Origin of the sequence: Streptomyces sp. 2323.1 (assembly GCF_900221035.1) — a bacterium.
GTDB lineage: Bacteria > Actinomycetota > Actinomycetes > Streptomycetales > Streptomycetaceae > Streptomyces > Streptomyces sioyaensis.
In genome coordinates this window covers 37,250-54,869 of the sequence record NZ_LT907981.1, presented here as the reverse complement: position 1 = coordinate 54,869, position 17,620 = coordinate 37,250, and the positions used below count along the sequence as shown (strand labels likewise).

15 protein-coding genes are annotated in these 17,620 nt (G+C 67.3%); 4 read left to right on the top strand and 11 right to left on the bottom strand.

Annotation, left to right across the window (positions count from 1 at the left end; all coding sequences use genetic code 11):
* Positions 1-19 precede the first annotated feature (19 nt).
* Both CPH93_RS00230 and CPH93_RS00225 read right to left on the bottom strand, forming a co-directional pair.
* A complete protein-coding gene (locus CPH93_RS00230) occupies positions 20-502 on the bottom strand; it encodes a hypothetical protein (protein WP_173909689.1) in 483 nt (160 codons plus the stop codon).
* A gap of 103 nt (positions 503-605) precedes the next feature.
* Complete coding sequence (locus tag CPH93_RS00225) at positions 606-1,934, bottom strand: MFS transporter (protein WP_096211527.1); 1,329 nt, start codon at positions 1,932-1,934, stop codon at positions 606-608.
* A gap of 881 nt (positions 1,935-2,815) precedes the next feature.
* Between CPH93_RS00225 and CPH93_RS00220 the strand changes: the two genes are divergently transcribed.
* Together CPH93_RS00220 and CPH93_RS35630 are read left to right on the top strand one after the other, a co-directional pair.
* Positions 2,816-3,685 carry a ParB/RepB/Spo0J family partition protein gene (locus CPH93_RS00220; RefSeq protein WP_159394926.1) on the top strand — a complete coding sequence of 290 codons (870 nt, stop codon included), beginning with the start codon at positions 2,816-2,818 and terminating at the stop codon, positions 3,683-3,685.
* Between the two features lie 129 nt (positions 3,686-3,814).
* Positions 3,815-3,967, top strand: a complete 153-nt coding sequence (locus tag CPH93_RS35630; RefSeq protein WP_159394925.1) for a hypothetical protein — start codon at positions 3,815-3,817, stop codon at positions 3,965-3,967.
* 755 nt (positions 3,968-4,722) lie between these two features.
* Here the strand turns inward: CPH93_RS35630 and CPH93_RS00215 are convergent.
* Positions 4,723-5,952: an MFS transporter gene (locus CPH93_RS00215; RefSeq protein WP_096215215.1), complete on the bottom strand. Its 1,230-nt coding sequence runs from the start codon at positions 5,950-5,952 to the stop codon at positions 4,723-4,725.
* Between the two features lie 120 nt (positions 5,953-6,072).
* Between CPH93_RS00215 and CPH93_RS00210 the strand changes: the two genes are divergently transcribed.
* Together CPH93_RS00210 and CPH93_RS00205 are read left to right on the top strand one after the other, a co-directional pair.
* Entirely contained in the window at positions 6,073-6,534 is a 462-nt protein-coding gene (locus CPH93_RS00210; protein ID WP_096211525.1) for a winged helix-turn-helix transcriptional regulator, read from the top strand.
* Positions 6,535-6,570: 36 nt separating this feature from the next.
* A complete protein-coding gene (locus CPH93_RS00205) occupies positions 6,571-7,284 on the top strand; it encodes an IS5 family transposase (protein ID WP_331716970.1) in 714 nt (237 codons plus the stop codon).
* A gap of 829 nt (positions 7,285-8,113) precedes the next feature.
* On the opposite strand, the gene CPH93_RS00200 is transcribed toward CPH93_RS00205, so the two are convergent.
* From CPH93_RS00200 to CPH93_RS00165, 8 genes are all read right to left on the bottom strand, one after another.
* Positions 8,114-9,760 (bottom strand): DUF885 domain-containing protein, encoded by a 1,647-nt coding sequence (locus CPH93_RS00200; protein ID WP_096211524.1) that lies wholly within the window; start codon positions 9,758-9,760, stop codon positions 8,114-8,116.
* A complete protein-coding gene (locus CPH93_RS00195; protein WP_096211523.1) occupies positions 9,757-10,659 on the bottom strand; it encodes an EamA family transporter in 903 nt (300 codons plus the stop codon). The genes CPH93_RS00200 and CPH93_RS00195 overlap by 4 nt, the downstream gene beginning before the upstream one ends.
* The gene (locus tag CPH93_RS00190) at positions 10,656-11,918 is read right to left on the bottom strand and encodes an ATP-grasp domain-containing protein (RefSeq protein ID WP_096211522.1); all 1,263 of its coding nucleotides are present in this window, start codon (positions 11,916-11,918) and stop codon (positions 10,656-10,658) included. The genes CPH93_RS00195 and CPH93_RS00190 overlap by 4 nt, the downstream gene beginning before the upstream one ends.
* Positions 11,915-13,240, bottom strand: a complete 1,326-nt coding sequence (locus CPH93_RS00185; RefSeq protein WP_096211521.1) for an ATP-grasp domain-containing protein — start codon at positions 13,238-13,240, stop codon at positions 11,915-11,917. Before CPH93_RS00185 ends, CPH93_RS00190 begins: the two co-directional genes overlap by 4 nt.
* Positions 13,237-14,667, bottom strand: coding sequence for an ATP-grasp domain-containing protein (locus CPH93_RS00180; protein ID WP_231977512.1), 1,431 nt, complete (start codon positions 14,665-14,667; stop codon positions 13,237-13,239). Before CPH93_RS00180 ends, CPH93_RS00185 begins: the two co-directional genes overlap by 4 nt.
* Positions 14,668-14,739: 72 nt before the next feature.
* Complete coding sequence (locus tag CPH93_RS00175; RefSeq protein ID WP_096211519.1) at positions 14,740-15,492, bottom strand: hypothetical protein; 753 nt, start codon at positions 15,490-15,492, stop codon at positions 14,740-14,742.
* 37 nt (positions 15,493-15,529) lie between these two features.
* The gene (locus CPH93_RS00170; protein WP_096211518.1) at positions 15,530-15,829 is read right to left on the bottom strand and encodes a 2Fe-2S iron-sulfur cluster-binding protein; all 300 of its coding nucleotides are present in this window, start codon (positions 15,827-15,829) and stop codon (positions 15,530-15,532) included.
* Positions 15,826-16,794, bottom strand: a complete 969-nt coding sequence (locus tag CPH93_RS00165; protein ID WP_231977109.1) for an NAD(P)/FAD-dependent oxidoreductase — start codon at positions 16,792-16,794, stop codon at positions 15,826-15,828. Before CPH93_RS00165 ends, CPH93_RS00170 begins: the two co-directional genes overlap by 4 nt.
* Positions 16,795-17,620 lie beyond the last annotated feature (826 nt).

Below are 17,620 nucleotides of genomic sequence, written 5' to 3'. Positions count from 1 at the left end.
TCCCGAGGGGAACGCTGCCTCAGTCACGGGGATCCGGTCGCGGGGGACCTGGGTGGTTCATCGCCGAGAGGTTTTGCAGTTTGCGAGCCTCGTCGACCATAGCGAGTAGGGCATCCAGGCTGGCAGGTGAAAGTCCTTCGGCGCGCAGCGCCAGACTGCGGATCTTGGTATCGCGCAGTGCGGTGGCCAGCGTTAGCTGGGCATTGACCCGTTCTGACACCTCGTCGTTGAGGAAATATTCGGGTGGTACTCCGAAGAACTGCGCGAGAATGTCCAGCTGTTCAAGCGTGAGGTTGCGTTTCTTTCCGGTGGCCAGTTCCCAGAGATAGGTGGCAGAGATGGCCCCTCCGGTCGTCTCGCGGATCTCCTTGGCGAGCCGCGCGTAACCGGGACGGGTGCGTTCGTCGGGATAGAGCGTCTCGATCAGCTTGTTGAGACGCTGCTCGAGTTGCAGGAGCAGCGGACGGTCGTCCTCGCCGCGTGCCGATCCGGTACTGCGCATCTCTCGCCCTTCCCAACAGAGGCAGGAGCCAACCGTCTGCCAAAGGGAGAAAGTCTAGCCCGGCCAACGACGTTGCCCCAGGGAAACCAGCCTGGCGCATTGGTCACCTCCCGGAGGGGATGTGCGGCCGCCGTGGCAGTGCGGCGGGTGACGTCAGAGCCGGCAGGCAGCAGGCTGACAGGACGGCCAGGACCGCCTGGTAGAGCGCCACCGGCCACAGCGAGCCGCGCCCCACCGTGACCAGGATCTGGGCCATAGCCGGCGCCGTGCCCCCGAACACCACACCGGCCAACTGCTGGGCCAAGGAGATCGCGGTGTAGCGCACCCGGGCTGGGAAGGCATCGACGAGCAGGGCGGCGACCACCGCGTAGACGATGGCGCTGGCCGACTCCAACGCGCACACCCCCAGCGCGATCCGGACCAGCGAACCGCTTTTCAAGGCTAGGACAGTGAGCGGAACCGCGAGCAAGTACAGAGCTAGCCCCAGGGCGCAGATCCGTGCAGCCCCCAAACGCTGGGCGGCTATCGCAGCGACGGGCTGGATCAGGAACCGGGTGACAGCCGCGCATAGCACCACGCCCAGCACCTTCTCCCGGGGAAAGCCGATGTGCGCGGTCGCCCAGGACAGCACGAAGGTGCCGGCCAGATACGTCCCGGCAACCGGAACGGCACAGGCCCCGACGCACACCGCCATCTTCGGAAAGTGCCGCTGCAAGGTGTCGCGCACCGGGCTGGGCGCCAGCCGCCCCTGCGCCGACAGTTCCTCGAACTCCGGGGATTCGGGCACCTTCAGCCGTATAACCAGGCCGACGGTCATGAGGACTGTGGAGAGCAGGAAGGGGACCCGCCAGCCCCAGGCCAGGAGTTCGCCGTCACCCAGTTGCGAGAACGGGAGGAAGACCGCGCTGGTCAGGATGGAGGCCAGCGGGGCCCCTTGCTGCACCATGGCCGTCAGGGTCACTCGGCGTCGCTGCGGTGCGTTCTCACCGGCCAGCAGGACCGCGCCGCCCCACTCGCCGCCCACTGCGATCCCTTGGACGAACCGCAGGGCGCACAGCAGCACCGGAGCGGTGACCCCCGCCTCGTCGTATTGAGGCAGCAGTCCGATGCCCGCGGTAGCCGCCCCCATCAGCAGAAGTGTCGCCACCAGACTGCGTTTTCGTCCGAGCCGGTCCCCGAAATGACCGAATAGCGCGGCACCGACAGGGCGGCCCAGAAAGCCGACCCAGAACGTCGCGAACGATGCCAGCAGACCGGTGGCCTGCTGGGCTCCGGGAAAGAACAACTCCGGGAAGACCAGGCTGGATGCGGTGGAGAAGACGAAGAAGTCGTACCACTCGACCGTGGTGCCCACCAGGCCGGCGAGTCCCGCCTTGCGGGCGGGGGACAGCCAGGATCGTCCAGTAGGTGTGCGCGGGGTCCGGCGCATCATGCTCCAAGAGATCGCTGTGAGGAATGAGGAACGGGCTGTTCGTAACGGAAGCAATGCTCTGATCAGCAGCAGGCGGACGTGGCTACCAGCGCAACAGGGCAGCTGTGACACCTGGCGCGATCCGTACTGTCCTTTTCAGCGGATGCCTTGACGGTCTGTCGTCCGCTATGTAGCGTCCGGGGCGATCTTGGGTCGCGCGACCGTGTGTTGAGCTCCTTGCCGCACTTTGCGCGAGCCGTGGGGGAGTGCCGATGCGGCAGCACATGGTGCACAAGACGGCACGAAGCACTGTCGATTGGTTCGTCTGGCTGAGGGGGCTGGGGTGGCCAAACTGCGCTGCGGCTTGTCGAGCACCTTGCGCTGAACGCATCGATCGTGTCGAACTGCCGTGCACTAGCGGTGAGTTCTTCTTGCTCGGTACCACATCTGCGCCTGGTGTCACCCGGCGCTCGGCGTACGGAGAGGGGTGCCACTCATACCCGATGTGTTGGTCGGCGCAGCAGAGGAGCACTGTGCGGGTGGCAGTCAAGGAGAGCCCTGCCGCACGAAGCTGGTGCCCGTCAACTCCCGTCTGCCCCCACTTCCCGTGCCTGCAGTGGGAGAACCTGCGGAGCATCTGGCCCTGGCCGAGGTGCAGACTGCGCTGTCGCCCACCGTGGTGCACTGCCCCAGGGTGGGGGTCGTCGACGTTGTGCACCTGCTGCGCGCTACCGCGCTGTGCGGCGACGAGTACGGGTCGACAACCACCTCCGCCAGGAGCATTGCTCTTTCCGTAAAAGGACTTGAACGTCACTCCGAGAATGGGGACGATAATGAGTAACAGGAGCTCCGCATGCGACGCGCCGATCACCGTGGGCGAAGGGGCCGGAGATGTTGTGGCCGTGCCTGTGGATCTGCTCATCGCCGCAGACACGCCGCGACTGAATGGCGTGGATTTGAGCCACGTTCACTTATTGGCGCAGTTAGGCGAGTTTCGGCCTTTGCTGGTGCACCGTCAGTCGATGTGCGTGATTGACGGTATGCACCGGCTGGCCGCCGCGAAGCTGCTGGGCTGGGCCACCATCGATGTGCGCTTCTTCGCAGGCAGCGTGGAGGATGCGTTTGTCGAGGCGGTGCGGGCCAACAGTGCACACGGGCTACCGCTGACGCTGGCTGACCGCAAGGCTGCCGCCACCCGGATCCTTCGGGCCCATCCGGCCTGGTCGGACCGGATGATTGCCGGGTTGGTTGGTCTGTCGCCGAAGACCGTCGGGGTGGTGCGGCAGCGGCTGACTGAGGACGTTCCTCAGTCAGCGGCTCGGGTCGGGCGCGATGGCCGTGTGCGGCGGATGCCTGCCCACACCCTTCCGTGCGAGGCAGCTCGGGGACCGGGTGGCGAGATGGGGCAACACTGTGTTCCGGCTGCCGTTGCGGCCGAGTCGGATCGGTCTGCGCCGGCCGCTCCGGCGAAGCGCCCCCATGCCGCGAGTTCGATACCTGATCTCCGTCAGGAGGTCGACCGCGAACGAAGTCAGACGACCTTGGCGGCGCTGATTCAGGACCCCTCCCTGCGTATGACGGAGACGGGGCGTTTTCTGTTGCGTCTGCTCGAACTGCATCTCGGGCGAACGCAAGAATGGGAGCAAGCCCTGGCCAATGTGCCGCCGCATCGTGCGGGCTCGGTGGCTGACCTGGCCGGAGAATGCGCGAAGGCATGGCTCGATTTCCAGGAGAGGGTCGTCAGGCAGAGCGAGATGTCGGGCGTAGGGTGAATTGCTTGCTGCCTTCCGTTTGTCACCCGGCGCGAATTAGCCAGGACTCCTCGATCGGTTGATGCCTCCTGAGGGAGACATACCAAGGGCGAGGACTGGGAACCCCGGGTATGACACGCGAGTTGAGGGATGAACCGGGAGGGGGTGTTCAACGGGCTGCAGTCGGCCCTGAGCGCCCTCGGGACGTCGACTAAGGATCTCCAGTGGATCATCGCTGTCTACATGCTGGCAGCTCCGGCGTTGATCGTCGTCACCGGCATCGTTGCTGACCGCTTCGGGTGAAGACTTCTGTTGTTATCGGGGTTGGCGGTGTGGCTGTACTGGGCCAGACCGCGCATCCCCACCGCCCTGCGTTTCCTGCGCGCCTGCGGCTACCTCTCGCTGGACGCCGACGACGGCATGATCCGTCTCGGGCGCATGGTCGCGCTGTGGTCCGAGCGCGATGTCACCGAACTCGGCAGCGGCTACGACGTCCTCCCCGCCGTGAGGAAGCGTGCCCTGTGCCGGCACCGGATGCCCTGTCCCACAATCGGCGAGCAGATGTCCGAGCCGCGGTCTGCGCCGTGGAGATCGCCATGCTCCGTGTTCGGCCGGCCCACTACCGTGCTCTGGCGGAGGCCCGCTGTGGGTTGTGATGGAACAGGTCTTGGCCTCATCCGGTCGTACCCTGCTCGTTGTCGGCGGCGGCTGCCTCTCCGGCTACACCGACGAGATCAGACCACGTTTGGCGCACGAAGGAATCGGGGTCCTGCCGGCGAGGGCCGTGCCATCCTCACCTTGATCCTGCTGTTCAGTGTCGCCACCCCCTGAGCGTCCGACACTACCCTGCCCGACCAACGGTGGACTCGGGGCGGCCAGGTGTGCCGAACCCGACCTCGCCCGAATCCGGCAAGCTCGTCTGCCGGTCTGCCGGTCTGCCGTCTGCCGGTCTGCGGGCCGGGACGTCGCGCAGTGGGTTCCGGTCCGGTTCCCGGCGGCGGGGGTCCGCCGGGAACCGGGCCGAAGACCACTGTGCGTCGTCCCGGCCGCGACGTCCTTTACGCAGGTGTCCCTTGAGTTTCCTCCTGCGCCTGGTGCGTGCCTGTTTTCTCGGATCGGAGGTTCGCACTATCGAGGGGCAGTCGCCTGTTAGTCGCCCAGATGACCAGCGCGCAGGCCGCGAATCCGGTCCCGAGGAGACTGGAGCCCGCCCAGCCGTGGGTGGTGAAGATGGCGGTGGTTGCGGCTGCGCCGAGGGCGGAGCCGAGCGAGTAGAAGGCCATGTAGCCGCCGATGACGCTGCTGGTGCGATCCGGATGCGCGGCGGTGAGCAGGTGCTGGTTGCTCACATGCACGGCCTGGACCGCGAAGTCGAGAGCCACGATTCCGACGATGAGGAGCCACAGCGTCCACGGCAACTGCGCGATCGCTGCCCACGAGAGGATGAGCAGGGTGAGCGCGAAACCGGTGACCGGGATAGCCCGTCCTGCATCCGCCCACCGTCCCGCGCGTGCTGCGCCGAGTGCGCCGGCGAGTCCGGCGATGCCGAACACTCCGATCTGGCTCTCGCTCAGGTGCCACGGTGCGTCCGCCAGGGGCAGGGACAGTCCGCTCCACAGGGTTCCGAACGATGCGAACAAGAAGAATGCGATGAGCCCGCGCGTCAAGAAGAGGCGCTGCCCGAACAGTCCGCCGAGTGAAACAACGGCCTGCTTGTACCCCGCAGGCCGGTTGGGGCGCTCCTCTGGCGGCAGTACGAAGAGGACGAGGGCCGCGAGCCCGAATGACAGCACCGCGAGCACGGCATAGATGCTCCGCCAGCCCCACACGTCGGCGAGCGTGCCAGTGACGACCCGCGCACCCAGGATGCCGACCACAACGCCCGAGGTCACGACACCGATGTTCCGTCCGCGTTCGGCAGGCAACGAGACCGAAGCGGCGTAGGCCACCGTGGTCTGCACCACAACCGCGAACAACCCAGCCGCCGCGAGCCCCGCGAACGCCATCCATGCGGCTGACGCCGAGGCCGTAAGGATCATGCCCACTGCGGAGACTGCCAGGTGCCCGGCGATCAGTCGGCGCCTGCTGGCGACCACATCGCCAAGCGGCACCAGCAGCAGCAGTCCTACCAGGTAGCCGAACTGGCCGGTCGCGACGATCCACCCAGTGAGTTCTGCCGGCACACCGAGATCGCGTCCCATCACCTCCAGGACCGGCTGCGCGGCATAGACGCTCGCCACAGCGACACCACATACCACCGCGAGCAGCAACCGCCGCCACACGTTCATCGGATCCCCAATCGGTAGCAATTTGAAACCGATTTGACCGTACGACATAGCGGTAGCAGATTGCAACCGATTAGCTCGTGCGACATGATGGTTTCAATCCGCAACCCACCGGGAGGTGTCATGTCGCGCACCACCATGCGCGCCGCAAACCCCGACTGGACCGACCCCGACTGCCCCGTCGCCCGCACGCTCGACCTCGTCGGCGACAGGTGGAGCCTTCTCGTCATCCGTGATGCGATGGACGGGGCACGATCATTCACCGAGTTCCAGCGACGCACCGGCATCGCCCGCAACATCCTCACTGACCGCCTCCGCAAGCTCACCGCTCACGGGCTCCTGGTCCAGCGCACCGCACCAACGGGCCGCCGCCAGGAATACGTTCTCACCGGCGCCGGCCGCGACCTCTTCCCCGTCATTCTCACTCTGCGACAGTGGGGAGAAGGTCATGCCTTCGCCCCCGGCGAGACTCACTCCACCCTGGTCGACCATCACGGCAACCCTGTGCCGCAAATCGCGCCGACCAGCGCCGACGGCACCTCCCTCGACATCGACACCACCCACGTGCAGAAGACCCGGCAGTAAGACGTCGTTTCTGATGGAGTGATGGTTCGTTGAGCCGTGCATGACGGACCTGCTGGAACGGTTGGTCCCGGAGGAGCTGTGGGCTCTGTTCCGGCGGGTGGTCCCGCCGACGGAAGTCATACGCCCGCAGGGCGGCGGACGTTGCCGAGCCGGGACCGTCAATGCCTGGCAGCGATCATCTTCGTGGCTGCCCTGGGGTGTACTCGGCGGCAGCTGCCGCCGGTGTTCGGGCTGGCCTGGCCGACCGTCTACTGGCGCTTCGCCCGGCGGAGCCGGGAGTCGGGTCTGGGCCAGGCTCCACAGGGTCGCCCTAGACGATCTCGGTGCCCGAGGAGAATGGGACTGGTCGCGGTGCGCGATCGGCTCTGTCAGCGTCCGGGCGGCAAAAGGGGGCCACTGACGGGACCGAATCCGACCGACGGTGGCAAGCTGGGATCGAAAATCCACCTGGTCACGGACCGGAACGGTCTACCGCTGTCGCTGGGTATCTCCGGCGCCCGCATGTACGACAGTCTCGGCTTGGAACCCCTCGTGCGCGGGATCCCGCCCATCCGCTCCCGCCGCGGACCGCGCCGCCGTCGCCCGTCCAAGCTCCATGCCGACAAGGGCTACGACTACGACCACCTGCGCCGATGGTTGAGTAGGAGAGGCATCCGCCACCGCATCGTCCGCAAGGGCATCGAGTCCTCGACACGGCTGGGACGGCACACCTGGGTCGTTGAGAGGACGGTTTCCTGGCTCGCCGGCTGACACCGCCTGCTCCGCCGCTACGAACGCAAGCCCGAACACTTCCTCGCCTTCGTCGCCATAGCAGCCACCCTCATCAGCTACCGCCGACTCGCCAAATGAGACGACGTCTAAGCAGACCTCGACTCCCTTAGACCTTGCAGCCACCTCGCCCCCACGCGCCGATAAAGGAGGCACCCGCGGCGGCACGTCTGCGCACCGTGGGCCGGTTCGCATGGCGCCGAGCCAGGCGCGACCACTAGACCGCACGCCATCACAGCGAGACGATGCGGGACCTTCTCCGGGACGAGTGGGGAACTCTCCCGGTCTGGCCCGGTCCGTCCTCGTGTGCTCACATGGCTGAAGACCGTCGTGGTCAGCGACGTGGAAAGGCGCATGGATGTGCCAGGCGGGGACCGGGGAGACAGTGCGCAGTCCCGTGTGGGAGCTGTCGAGGTGTCACGACGCATACAGTGCCGACGTGGACTCCATCCACCTGCCAGCGCGCATGGGCGGGGCTGCGCCAGGCCGTCCGTCACGGCCCTCGAACCTGCGCTGCGTGCAGGCGCCCGAGGTGGTGGGCGGAGCCAGCCGAACTCCTCACTGAGCGCGCCGCCGCGCGGCAGACGGCTGCTGCCACCAGGACGGTGGCGGCAGCCGCACTGGGCCAGGCAACTTCGAGTTCCAAAGCGGCGTCGGTTGCGTACGCGCGGTAGGGGCTGGTGCCCGCGGCCCGCGACGCTGTTTCCGGGGCTGCAGGCCCGGCCGACGGGTTCTCCTGCCGCACTCGGATCGCGGCCGGCACGGACACGTCCCCGCTGCACCTGGCCGAACTGCTCGACGCGCTGCCCGCCTAGCGGGTCAGTTCGGCGCGCAGCAGGTCCAAACCCATCGGTCCCAGGTCCAAGGCGCGGTGGTGGAACTGCTTGAGGTCGAACGCGGCACCGTCGCGACGGCGGGCCACGTCCCGCGCCTCCAGCCACACCTTTTCCCCCAGCTTGTAGGCAATCGCCTGCCCGGGGCGCCCCAGATACCGGTCGATTTCCCACTCGACGAATCCCGGCGGGCCCAGGCCGCAGTGCTTGGTGAGGAACTCGCGGGCCAGCCGCGGAGTCCACCGCTCGCCCTCACGGAACCCGGTGCCTGCGGGGATCGGGAGCTGCAGGTGCAGCCCGATGTCCAGCACGATCCGCGCGGCGCGCATCTGCTGCCCGCCGGCCAGCATCCCCAGCCGGTGCGCCGGGTCGGCGAGATACCCCAGCTCGTCCATCAGCCGCTCGGCGTACAGGCCCCACCCTTCGACGTGCCCCGGGTGCAGTTCGCTCGACAGCCGCTGGAACCGGTTGAGGGTGGCGGTGTTGAGGGTCGTCACGCCCAGCTGCAGGTGATGGCCTGGGACACCTTCGTGGAACATCGTGCTCGGCACCATCCACGTCGGGATCGGCGCGTTCGGGTCGGTCAGCGGCCACCAGACCGTGCCGGGACGCGACAGGTCCTCGCTGGGCGCCAGGTAGACAGCGACCCCGTCGCTGGGGGCGATTCGGCAGTCGATCCGCCGCAGCGGCTCGGGGATCGCGAAGTGGGTCCCGTCGAGGTCGGCGATGGCGCCGTCAGCGAGCTCCTGGATCCAGTCGCGGAACGCCGCCGCACCCGTCACCTGGTACCGCGGGTCGCTGTCGAGCGCCGCCAGCACCTCCGGTACCGGCTCGCCGGGCGCGATCTGCGACGCCGCCTCAGTCATTTCCCGCTGCACCCGGGCCAGTTCGTCCCAGCCCCAGGCGTAGGTCTCCTCCAGATCCAGCCGGGTGCCGAGGAACTCCTGCACGCCCAGCTGGTAGCGGTCTCCGCCCAGCGCGTCCAGCTCCGGCGCATCCGCCGCAAGCTCCTCCGACAGGTACGCTGCGAACCCTGTCATGGCCTCGTTCGCAGTCGCTGCAGCCTCATCCAGAGCGCCCCGCAACACGCCATCGCCATGCCCGGCGGGTAACCCCGCCAGGTACTGCCGCATGTCCCGGCACTCCCGAGCGTTACGGGCCACCTGACGGTAGGGAGCGACGCGGCCTCCGCGCCGCGCGGTCTCCAGGCTCTCGCGCAGCCCCGCCAGTGTTCCCGGGACGGCCCGCAGCCGCGCCAGCAACGTGTCCCATGCGGTGTCGCCGCCCTGGTCCAGCAGTCCCACTGCCTGCCGCACCCGCTGGACCGGCCCGTCAAGGGTCTCCAGCTGCGTGCCGTAGGCGTCGGCTTCAGCCAACGCCACCTCTGTGGTGAGCCGCTCACGGAGCACCGCAGCCGCGACGCGTTCCGCGTCTCCGGCGACCGCCGTGTCGTCGACCGCCTTCAGCGTGCGACGCGCCAACTCGGCCCGTGCTTGCGTCGCCTGTGGGCCGAAGTCGGTCAGCCGCTCCTCCTGCCCGGCGATACCCATCGCTGCGGCCAAGCACGGGTCCAGCACGGCCAACTCGTCCATGTATCGGTCCGCGAGATCATTCAGCGCGGTCATGAGCGGCTCACCGACTGGAGCTGGATGGTGGTGCCGGACGAGGCCAGCCGTTTGCCGTACAGGCCGATGACGAGGCCGGCGACGATCAGTGCGCCGGCCACTAGCTTGAGCGCGGGCAAAGGCTCATTGAAAATCAGTACCGAGCCCAGCACGCCGAAGATCGGAACGAGCAGGGAGAGCGGCGCGACGGTCGAAACCGGGTACTCGCGCAGCAGCCAGTTCCACACGGCGTACCCCAGCACGGTGTTCGGGTACGCCTGGAAGAGGATGGACGCGACCGCCGCCCACCCGATCTGGTGCGGCAACTCGACAAAGCCCTTGGTGCCGTTCACGACCAGGTCCAGTAGAAACAGCGGGATCGGCGAGAACAGGCTCGACCACACCAGGAACGCCAGCATCTCCTTGGGCGCGGCCTTCTTGAGGATCACGTTGGCGACGCTCCACGAGACCGCGCCGAACAACACCAGCGCGACACCGACGAGCGTGACTGTCCCGTCGGTGACGAACGTGATCGAGAACAAGCCGACCAGTGCGACCGCGATCCCCAGATACTGGAACCGCGACAGCGACTCGCGGAACACCACCGCCCCGAGCAGGATCGTCAGGAACGCGCTGAACTGCAGCACCAGGGACGCGATCCCCGATGACAACCCGGCCTTAATGCCTAAGTTCACCACGCCCCACAGCCCGACGCCGAACACCAGTCCGTAGCTGATGATGTACCGCCACGGCACCTGCGGCCGCTTCAGGAAGAACACCGCCGGCAGCGCGCAGAGCGTGAACCTGATGCCGGCCAAGATGAGCGGGTCGACGCTCTCGAGCCCGATCTTGATGACCGAGAAGTTCAGACCCCAGATCGCGGCGACGGCCACCGCGAGCAGAATGTGCTGTTTCTTCATGCAAAGACCTGTTCCGAAGTCGTGGGGGCGGCCGGGCCGGTACGAACCGAGAGGGAGTCGAACAAGCCGACGATATATTCCCGGGTGTCCTCGGGGGTGTCGCTCGCGACGATCCCGGCGAGGACCGTCTCCCCGGACTGGTATGTGATGTGGTCGGGCAAGGGAGCGCCCGACGGCAGCTCGTTCCAGGCGACCACACGCGGACTGGACCGGAACACCACGGCCCCCTCAAGACCCCGGAACACCCGCCTGGCTAGATGGTGGCCGGGGTGGACGAACCAGCCGTACCAGCGCCGGTCGGCCGGCGGCTCGGGGAGCTTCCCGGCGATGGGCTCGCCGAGCAGAACGCGCAGCTCGTACGACGGCAGGTGGACACCGGTGGCCAGCTCAACGGTCGCCACCACGTCGGCTCCTCCGACCCGGTTGCCGACCTCAAGGAAGACCAGCTCCCCCTCGTGGACGATCGCCTCAAGATGGAAGCTGCCGTCCTCGATCCGCACGGCGGCCAGGGCACGCGACACCCAGGCGCGCGTCTCCTGTGAGAACCCGATCTGGAACGATCCCATTGGCAGGCCCTGCGCGTACTGCAGACAGGTGCCCACGTACTCGCTCGCGCTGAGGATCAGGACCTCGCCGCCCTGCACCAGGCCGTCGAAGTGCCTGATCGGCCCGGATACAAACTCCTCGACCTCAAAGTCCTCCAGGTCGCTCCCGGCGTCGAGCGGTGCGACGCCGCTCCGGCCTTCGGTGATCGCCACAGCAGCCTGCCCAGGGGTGTCGAACACGAGCACATCCTCGCTGGACGCGCCGCGATGCGGCTTGAGGACGGTCCGGCCGTACCAGGGCACCCGGCCGTCCTGCTCGAGGAAGCGTGGCAACGGGAGGAAGTGCGGCACCCGGAGGTCGGCCTCCTTGACCGCCTGCTTCATCAGGACCTTGTCGCGGGCGAGCGCGACCTGGTCCACCGGCGCGCCCGGGACCCCCAGGTGCTCGCGCAGCCGGGCGGCGTCGAGCAGCTCGTACTCCGACAGCGAGATTACCCGGTCGAAGTCGCGGGGTTGCTCCGTCAGCCAGTCCCGGGCCTCTTCGAAGGCCGAGCGCGTGCCCGGACGACTTACCCTCTCGCAACGCAGGTCCGGCGGCAGGGTGGCCAGTGCGCGGTCGGTTCCGAAATAGGTGACCTCGTGCCGGTCATGGGAGATCCCTCGATGGTATTCGATCTTGAAGTAGGGCACGCGGTGCAGGATGAGGATCTTCATCGGGCCTTCCTAACGGGAGCGGGGAGGGCGAGGGCGCGGTCCAGCGTGTCCAACCAGGCCTCGCGCAGCGCATGGACGACAGTGCGGATGTCGGCGCGGTCCCCGCGCAGGACGATGCCGCCCTGCGCCGCGAAGTCCGCGTTGTCGCGGGCGACGGCATGCAGTTCGCGGCGCTCGGGCGAGAGCCAGGAGAACTCCGTGACGGCCAGATCTCCATCGGCCAAGCCGAACTGTTCGGCGGTGGCTTGGACGGCGTCCGCGAACGGGTCCGTGCCGGACGCGAGATCGTCTGGGGCGAATGAGCGGTCGCTGCCGATGCCGAGCATCACCGTTGCCGCCGAGCAGCCGGGTACGAGCCACCCCGCGCCGGCAGCCGTGCCGAAGGCCGTGTCGATCCAGCGGTGGTGCAGGTCGATCCCGTAGACCCATCGGGCCAGCGACCAGATCTTCATCCCGCCCGGTCGCCGGTTGGGCTCCACGATCGCGGCGCTCAGTCCGTCGTCGCTCAGCTTGATCTCGTTGTGGAACGGCCCGTCGCACTGGCCGACCAGCCAGTTCGCCTGCCGTCCCGCCCGCTCCAGTGTCGCGCGCTCGTGCTCGGCCACTCCGGCGGGCAGCACCTGCGCGATCTCGACGGGATACCTGCCGCGCGCGCTGATCTTCTCGGTGAGAAACGCCAGCGAACCCAGCCCGTCGAAGGAGTACTCGCGCCGGTACGGGATGAGCTCCTCACAGATGACCCCGCCCTCCAGATAGGGGAGGACCTCGGCGAACGCCGCCGTCAGGTCGTCGCCGGGACGGACCACGACGACGCCCCGGTTGTTGCCTTCCGCCGCGGGCTTGACGACGAAGCCATCGGAATGGGCACGCGCGAAGTCCCTCAACTGCTCGAGCGATGCGATCTCAGCGAAGTCGGGCACCATTATTCGTTGTGCCGTCAGCAGGTCGGCCGTACGCGACTCGTCGAGCCGGTAGCGGTACTTGGAGAACGCGCCCTCGGCCAGTTGCGGCGAGTCGATCGGGACACCCAACCGCTCTAGCAACTCGGCCCCGCTGCGCACGGCATTGTCGGAGAAGACGATGCCCGCCCTGATCCGCTCGCGCCGGTGGCCGAGCAGCTTCTCGCCCATCTCGGCGAAGCCGTCGCGCAGAGGATCGAGATCGATCACCTCGTCGGCAATGGCGTGGTCGGCCTCGGTGGGATCGGCGCGGATCAGAACGACCGTCGCGCCGTGACGGTGCCGCGCGTGATCCCGCAGGTGGCGAACCTCGTCGATCCGGCTCAGGTTGTAGTCGACGATGAGGAGGATCGGCCTGGTCATGCGCGCTCCGTCTCGTACACGATCTCGATCGCGCGCTCGGACGCGGGCAACAGCGCGGGAAGAATCGCATCCCGGTCGGCTCGGTCCATGCGCCACAGCACCTGGCCGAGGAACACCTCGCGTGAGGACGACTCCACGACATCGCCGGCCTTGAGAAGAACGTGCGACGCCTCCGGCTGGAGCGGGAGGTCATCGTTCAGTCTCACCTCACGGATCGTGCCGGCGGCGGCGAAGAAGACACGGAAGAACGTCGCGTTCCCGCTCTGCGTGGTGCCGTCCACCGCGAACGACAGGCCCTTCAGCAACTTCAGGAATCCGGCCGGACCGCGGGCGGTGAGCAGGGATTCCAGCCACAGGCCGAGCAGACCGGGACCACCTGTCAACGCCGCCACGCTGGGCGAGATCAGGCTGCCGCCGACGCGCGGGTTGACCTCGATCAGATCCCAGCCGGACGGTGTGTGCCGCGCCTCGACATGGAAACAACCCCAGGCAAGCCCCAGGACGTCCAGCACGCTCGCCACCCAGCCGATTCCGGCAGCGATTTCTTCCTGTGACAGGCTCGTGGGCGGACTGACGCAGGCATTCTCCAGCACGGTGTCCGCCGTCTCCGTCACCTCGCACTTCTCGTGCACGGCCACCACATGCGGCTCATCGTCAACGACGATCACCTCAAAGCTGAACTCGCGCCCAGGCACGTAGTCCTCGACGAGAAACTCCACCCCGAAGCCCGCGCCATGACCCGCGCTCACATCCGCATGCGCGCTGCTAGCCGCAGTTGTCTCTGAGCGCGGGCACGAACCCACGGGATTGCTGGGACCCGGGTTGGTAGTGAAGGCGCTGGCGTAGACCGTGTCGGCGTGGGCCTCGGCGGCGATGCGTTCCAGGTCGGCCCAGGTCGTATCGGGGGTGAGCGGGAACGTTCCGAACGAGGCGATGCCGCTGACCGGTTTCACGAAGTAGCGGCCGCCCTCGCGTTGGCGTTTGGCGAGTGTCTCAGCGGTGAGCACAGACGCCCGACCCCGGCTGAGGCCGGCGTCGGCGAGGCGGTTCCGCAGCGTCAGCTTGTCGCGCAGTTCCAGGACCTGCTTCTCGTCTAGGTCCGGCACCCCAAGACTGGCGTTGGCCAGCGCCATCAGATGCCGGTAGCTCTCCCAGACAGTGAGGCAGCACAGCACCGAGGCGCCTGTGGCCTCCAAATGGTCGAGGTAGTTCTCCACGTCGCGTGGGGTCAGCACGTGCTCGGCGGTCACCCGAACGTCGTCGGCGAGATCCGCCAGAGCCCCCGGCCTGGACTCCTGGTGCTGCGGCTCCGGCAGCGAGCTGAGCACGTAGACCTTTAGCCCCCGCGCCGTGACTGTGCCGACGAGATCCTCCATGAACGAGAACCCGACATGGCTGAGCAGCAGCACTCCTCTGGCATTTTCCATGCTCAATCCGGCCTCCTCACCGGCGGGCGGGGGCGCGGCGCGACCGCGCCGCGCCCCCGCTGAGGACAAGGCTCAGGCCGGCTGCTTCTCGGCCTTGGCGATGGTGTCCAGGTAGAGCTCCTCGAAGTACTGCGCCAGGAGCGCCTGGTGCTCACGGAGATACTGCTTGAACGCCACGACGTCCTCCTCGCTGCGCAGCAGGTGCCGAACGGCCGCCCACACCTCGCCAGGGTGGTCGTCGTTGATGTCGGTGTGCGAGTGGTTGATTTGGCCGCCGATGTTGCCCTCGCCGACTGACCCCTTCAGCGCCTCCAGCTTCTTGGGCTCCAGCTTCACGTTCACGTACTCGACCAGGTAGGAGTACGCCACCACGCCAAGGGGGCCCTCATGATCCAGGAGGTAGGAGAAATAGCCGGTCAGCAGCTTGGTCGACAGGTAGGGCTCAGTGGCCAGGAACTGCTCACGTGACACTCCCACCTTCTCCAGATCGGTGATGAACAGTTCGTCGTGGAGCATCTCCTCCTGCTCATAGTTGGCCCATACCTGCGCTGCCTCCGGGCTGCGCTTGGCGATCTCCACCAGTGCCTTGGCCTCGGCCACACGCAGCAGCCGGATGCGCCAGGCGGTCTCGATCAGGTTCCGCTTGTAGTACTCGGAGTCGACGTTCTTGCCCTCAAGGTGCGCGGCCTCGGGGACGTTGGCGTACCACTCGAGGACCTGCTGGTCGAGCTGCTCGTCGATCTCGGCGCGCAGCTTCGCAGAGGCGGCCGCGTTGAGGAATGCGGTGCGGTCCCCATAGCCGACATTGGTCACGCGGTTCAACATGGTGAAGCCCTTCTCGTGGACGTTCGGTGCGATCGGTTCAGCTTTCTTCGGCGACGCGGACGGTCGCGTCGTCCCGCAGCCGGCACTGGCAGGCCAAGCGGTGATTGCCGCCGGTCCGGCCGAGGTCTTCTAGGAAGTCGAGCTCGTCGTGGTCGGGTTCACCGAGGGAGGTGAAGCCCTCCAACACCTCGATGACGCACGCGCCGCACGATCCGGAACGGCATCCGAACGGGATGAGCCGTTGCGGGGTCTCGTACTCGACTTCGGTGAGGGGCGACCCCGCGGGCAGCAGGATCTCGATCCCCGTCGGTAGGATGGTCAGTTTCTTGATGGTCATGACAGCTGCGCGGCGTCGCGGTCAGTGGAGTGCTCAGGCGCGAGACGGGAGCCGGGACGCAACCCGACCGCCGCGTGGTTCGCTGCGGTTGCCGCCTCGCCGAAGCCCACTGAGATCAGCGGGACACGACCCTCGTAGGTACAGATGTCGCCGACCGCGTACACCCCCGGCAGATTCGTCCGCATCGCCCTGTCGACCACGACCTGGCGATTCTCCACCTGAAGTCCCCAGTTGGCGATCGGACCCAGGTTGGTCATAAATCCCAGTGCCGCGACAAGGGCCTGTGCAGGCAGCGCCCATTCTTCTTCGCCGACCCGAACGCGCACTTCCTCCAAGCCTTGCACGCCATTACAGGCCACCACTTGTGCATCGGTCAGCACGCGAATTCCGGATGCGTACATCTGCTTGACGCTGTGCTCGTGGGCGCGGAAAGTCGTGCGCCGGTGGACGATCGTGACGGACCGGGCGATCGACGCAAGGGCAAGAGCCCAATCGACCGCGCTGTCGCCGCCACCCACGACCACCAGGTCACGGTCCCGGTGCTCGTCGAGCCACGGCACATGGTGCGCGACGCCACGCCCCTCGTAGGGCCGCAGGCAGGGCAGCGTGCGCGGGATCGAACGGCCGAGCCCGGCCGCGATCACGACTGCTCCGGCACGCACCCGCCCGCCGTCCTCCAGCTCGATCGCCCAACCCGCCCCCTTGTCTGGCGCCAGGGAAGCCGCCGTCCGGCCCAGCAGGTAGCACGGCTGGAACGGCGAGACCTGGGCGACCAGGTTGTCAATCAGTTCTCGCCCTCGCACGGCCACGTGGCCAGCAACGTCATATACCTTCTTTTCCGGGTACAGGGATGCGATCTGGCCGCCCGGCTCCGGCAGCGCATCGACTATCACGCTGGAAAGCCCTCGGAACCCCGCGCAGTAGGCGGCGTACAGGCCGGCCGGACCCGCTCCGACGACGGCCACGTCCGCGCTCGTCTCCAATCGAGCCCCCGCTTGATTCATCCTGAACGCTTGATTCATCCTGAACTCCAGGCCCTTTTAACGTTCGGTCGAAACAGCTCGGCTACCTCAATATCGTGGCCGGCCAGCCGATTTCTATTCATATCGTTCGGCGTTTTCGTGCTGAAACAGAGCCCGTAGCAGGGGCCATGCTTGGTCAATTACACATTTCCCCGAACGCGATTCATCATTCAGGGTTCTGATCATGCCGTCAAGAAAAGAAGTCGAAACTCCAGCCGTCCATATACCTGGGTGGAATTAGGAGGCCGCTTCCGAATCTGAGCCAGACCTGGGCGGGCCCTACCGTCACGAGGGCAGACCCCACCGGCGTCCTGAACGTTCCGGTCCTCTCCTACGCGACCGCGTCACCGACGGCCTGGTCCAAGGCGCTGGCGAACCGCTGCCAGTGCCGAGCGCAGGTGTTGGCCAGGCCCGCGACCGCGACGGCACCGAGGCGATCAGCTGTCACCTTGCCTCACGATCTGGCGCGCGCTCGTTCAACCAGCGCAGCAGCGTGCGGACTCGGTGAACCTGAGCGATCGATCCCCTCGCACGGTCTCGATTCGCAGCACCTGACCGCACTCTGCCCGCTGGTTGCCCGCCGGCGCCCCGGCACCGCCCGCCCGGCTCCGGTCCCGAGCCTCGCGTGTGACCCTAGGCGCAGCGGCAGAGGATCCTGCTCATCACGCCGCATCCGCTGCCAGATGTCGCACGCGGTGCTGATCGCCCCCTGCACTGGCGACGATCGCGTCGAGCGTGGCGCCGGGGCGCCCGGCAAGGAATGCGCGTG

What these genes read in the sequence shown, in the direction of transcription:
- CPH93_RS00185 (WP_096211521.1), bottom strand. Translation starts at nt 13,240, where the DNA reads ATGACCAGGCCGATCCTCCTCATCGTCGACTACAACCTGAGCCGGATC.
- CPH93_RS00195 (WP_096211523.1), bottom strand. Translation starts at nt 10,659, where the DNA reads ATGAAGAAACAGCACATTCTGCTCGCGGTGGCCGTCGCCGCGATCTGG.
- CPH93_RS00190 (WP_096211522.1), bottom strand. Translation starts at nt 11,918, where the DNA reads ATGAAGATCCTCATCCTGCACCGCGTGCCCTACTTCAAGATCGAATAC.
- CPH93_RS00210 (WP_096211525.1), top strand. Translation starts at nt 6,073, where the DNA reads ATGTCGCGCACCACCATGCGCGCCGCAAACCCCGACTGGACCGACCCC.
- CPH93_RS00215 (WP_096215215.1), bottom strand. Translation starts at nt 5,952, where the DNA reads ATGAACGTGTGGCGGCGGTTGCTGCTCGCGGTGGTATGTGGTGTCGCT.
- CPH93_RS00175 (WP_096211519.1), bottom strand. Translation starts at nt 15,492, where the DNA reads ATGTTGAACCGCGTGACCAATGTCGGCTATGGGGACCGCACCGCATTC.
- CPH93_RS35630 (WP_159394925.1), top strand. Translation starts at nt 3,815, where the DNA reads ATGAACCGGGAGGGGGTGTTCAACGGGCTGCAGTCGGCCCTGAGCGCC.
- CPH93_RS00200 (WP_096211524.1), bottom strand. Translation starts at nt 9,760, where the DNA reads ATGACCGCGCTGAATGATCTCGCGGACCGATACATGGACGAGTTGGCC.
- CPH93_RS00230 (WP_173909689.1), bottom strand. Translation starts at nt 502, where the DNA reads ATGCGCAGTACCGGATCGGCACGCGGCGAGGACGACCGTCCGCTGCTC.
- CPH93_RS00225 (WP_096211527.1), bottom strand. Translation starts at nt 1,934, where the DNA reads ATGATGCGCCGGACCCCGCGCACACCTACTGGACGATCCTGGCTGTCC.
- CPH93_RS00170 (WP_096211518.1), bottom strand. Translation starts at nt 15,829, where the DNA reads ATGACCATCAAGAAACTGACCATCCTACCGACGGGGATCGAGATCCTG.
- CPH93_RS00180 (WP_231977512.1), bottom strand. Translation starts at nt 14,667, where the DNA reads ATGGAAAATGCCAGAGGAGTGCTGCTGCTCAGCCATGTCGGGTTCTCG.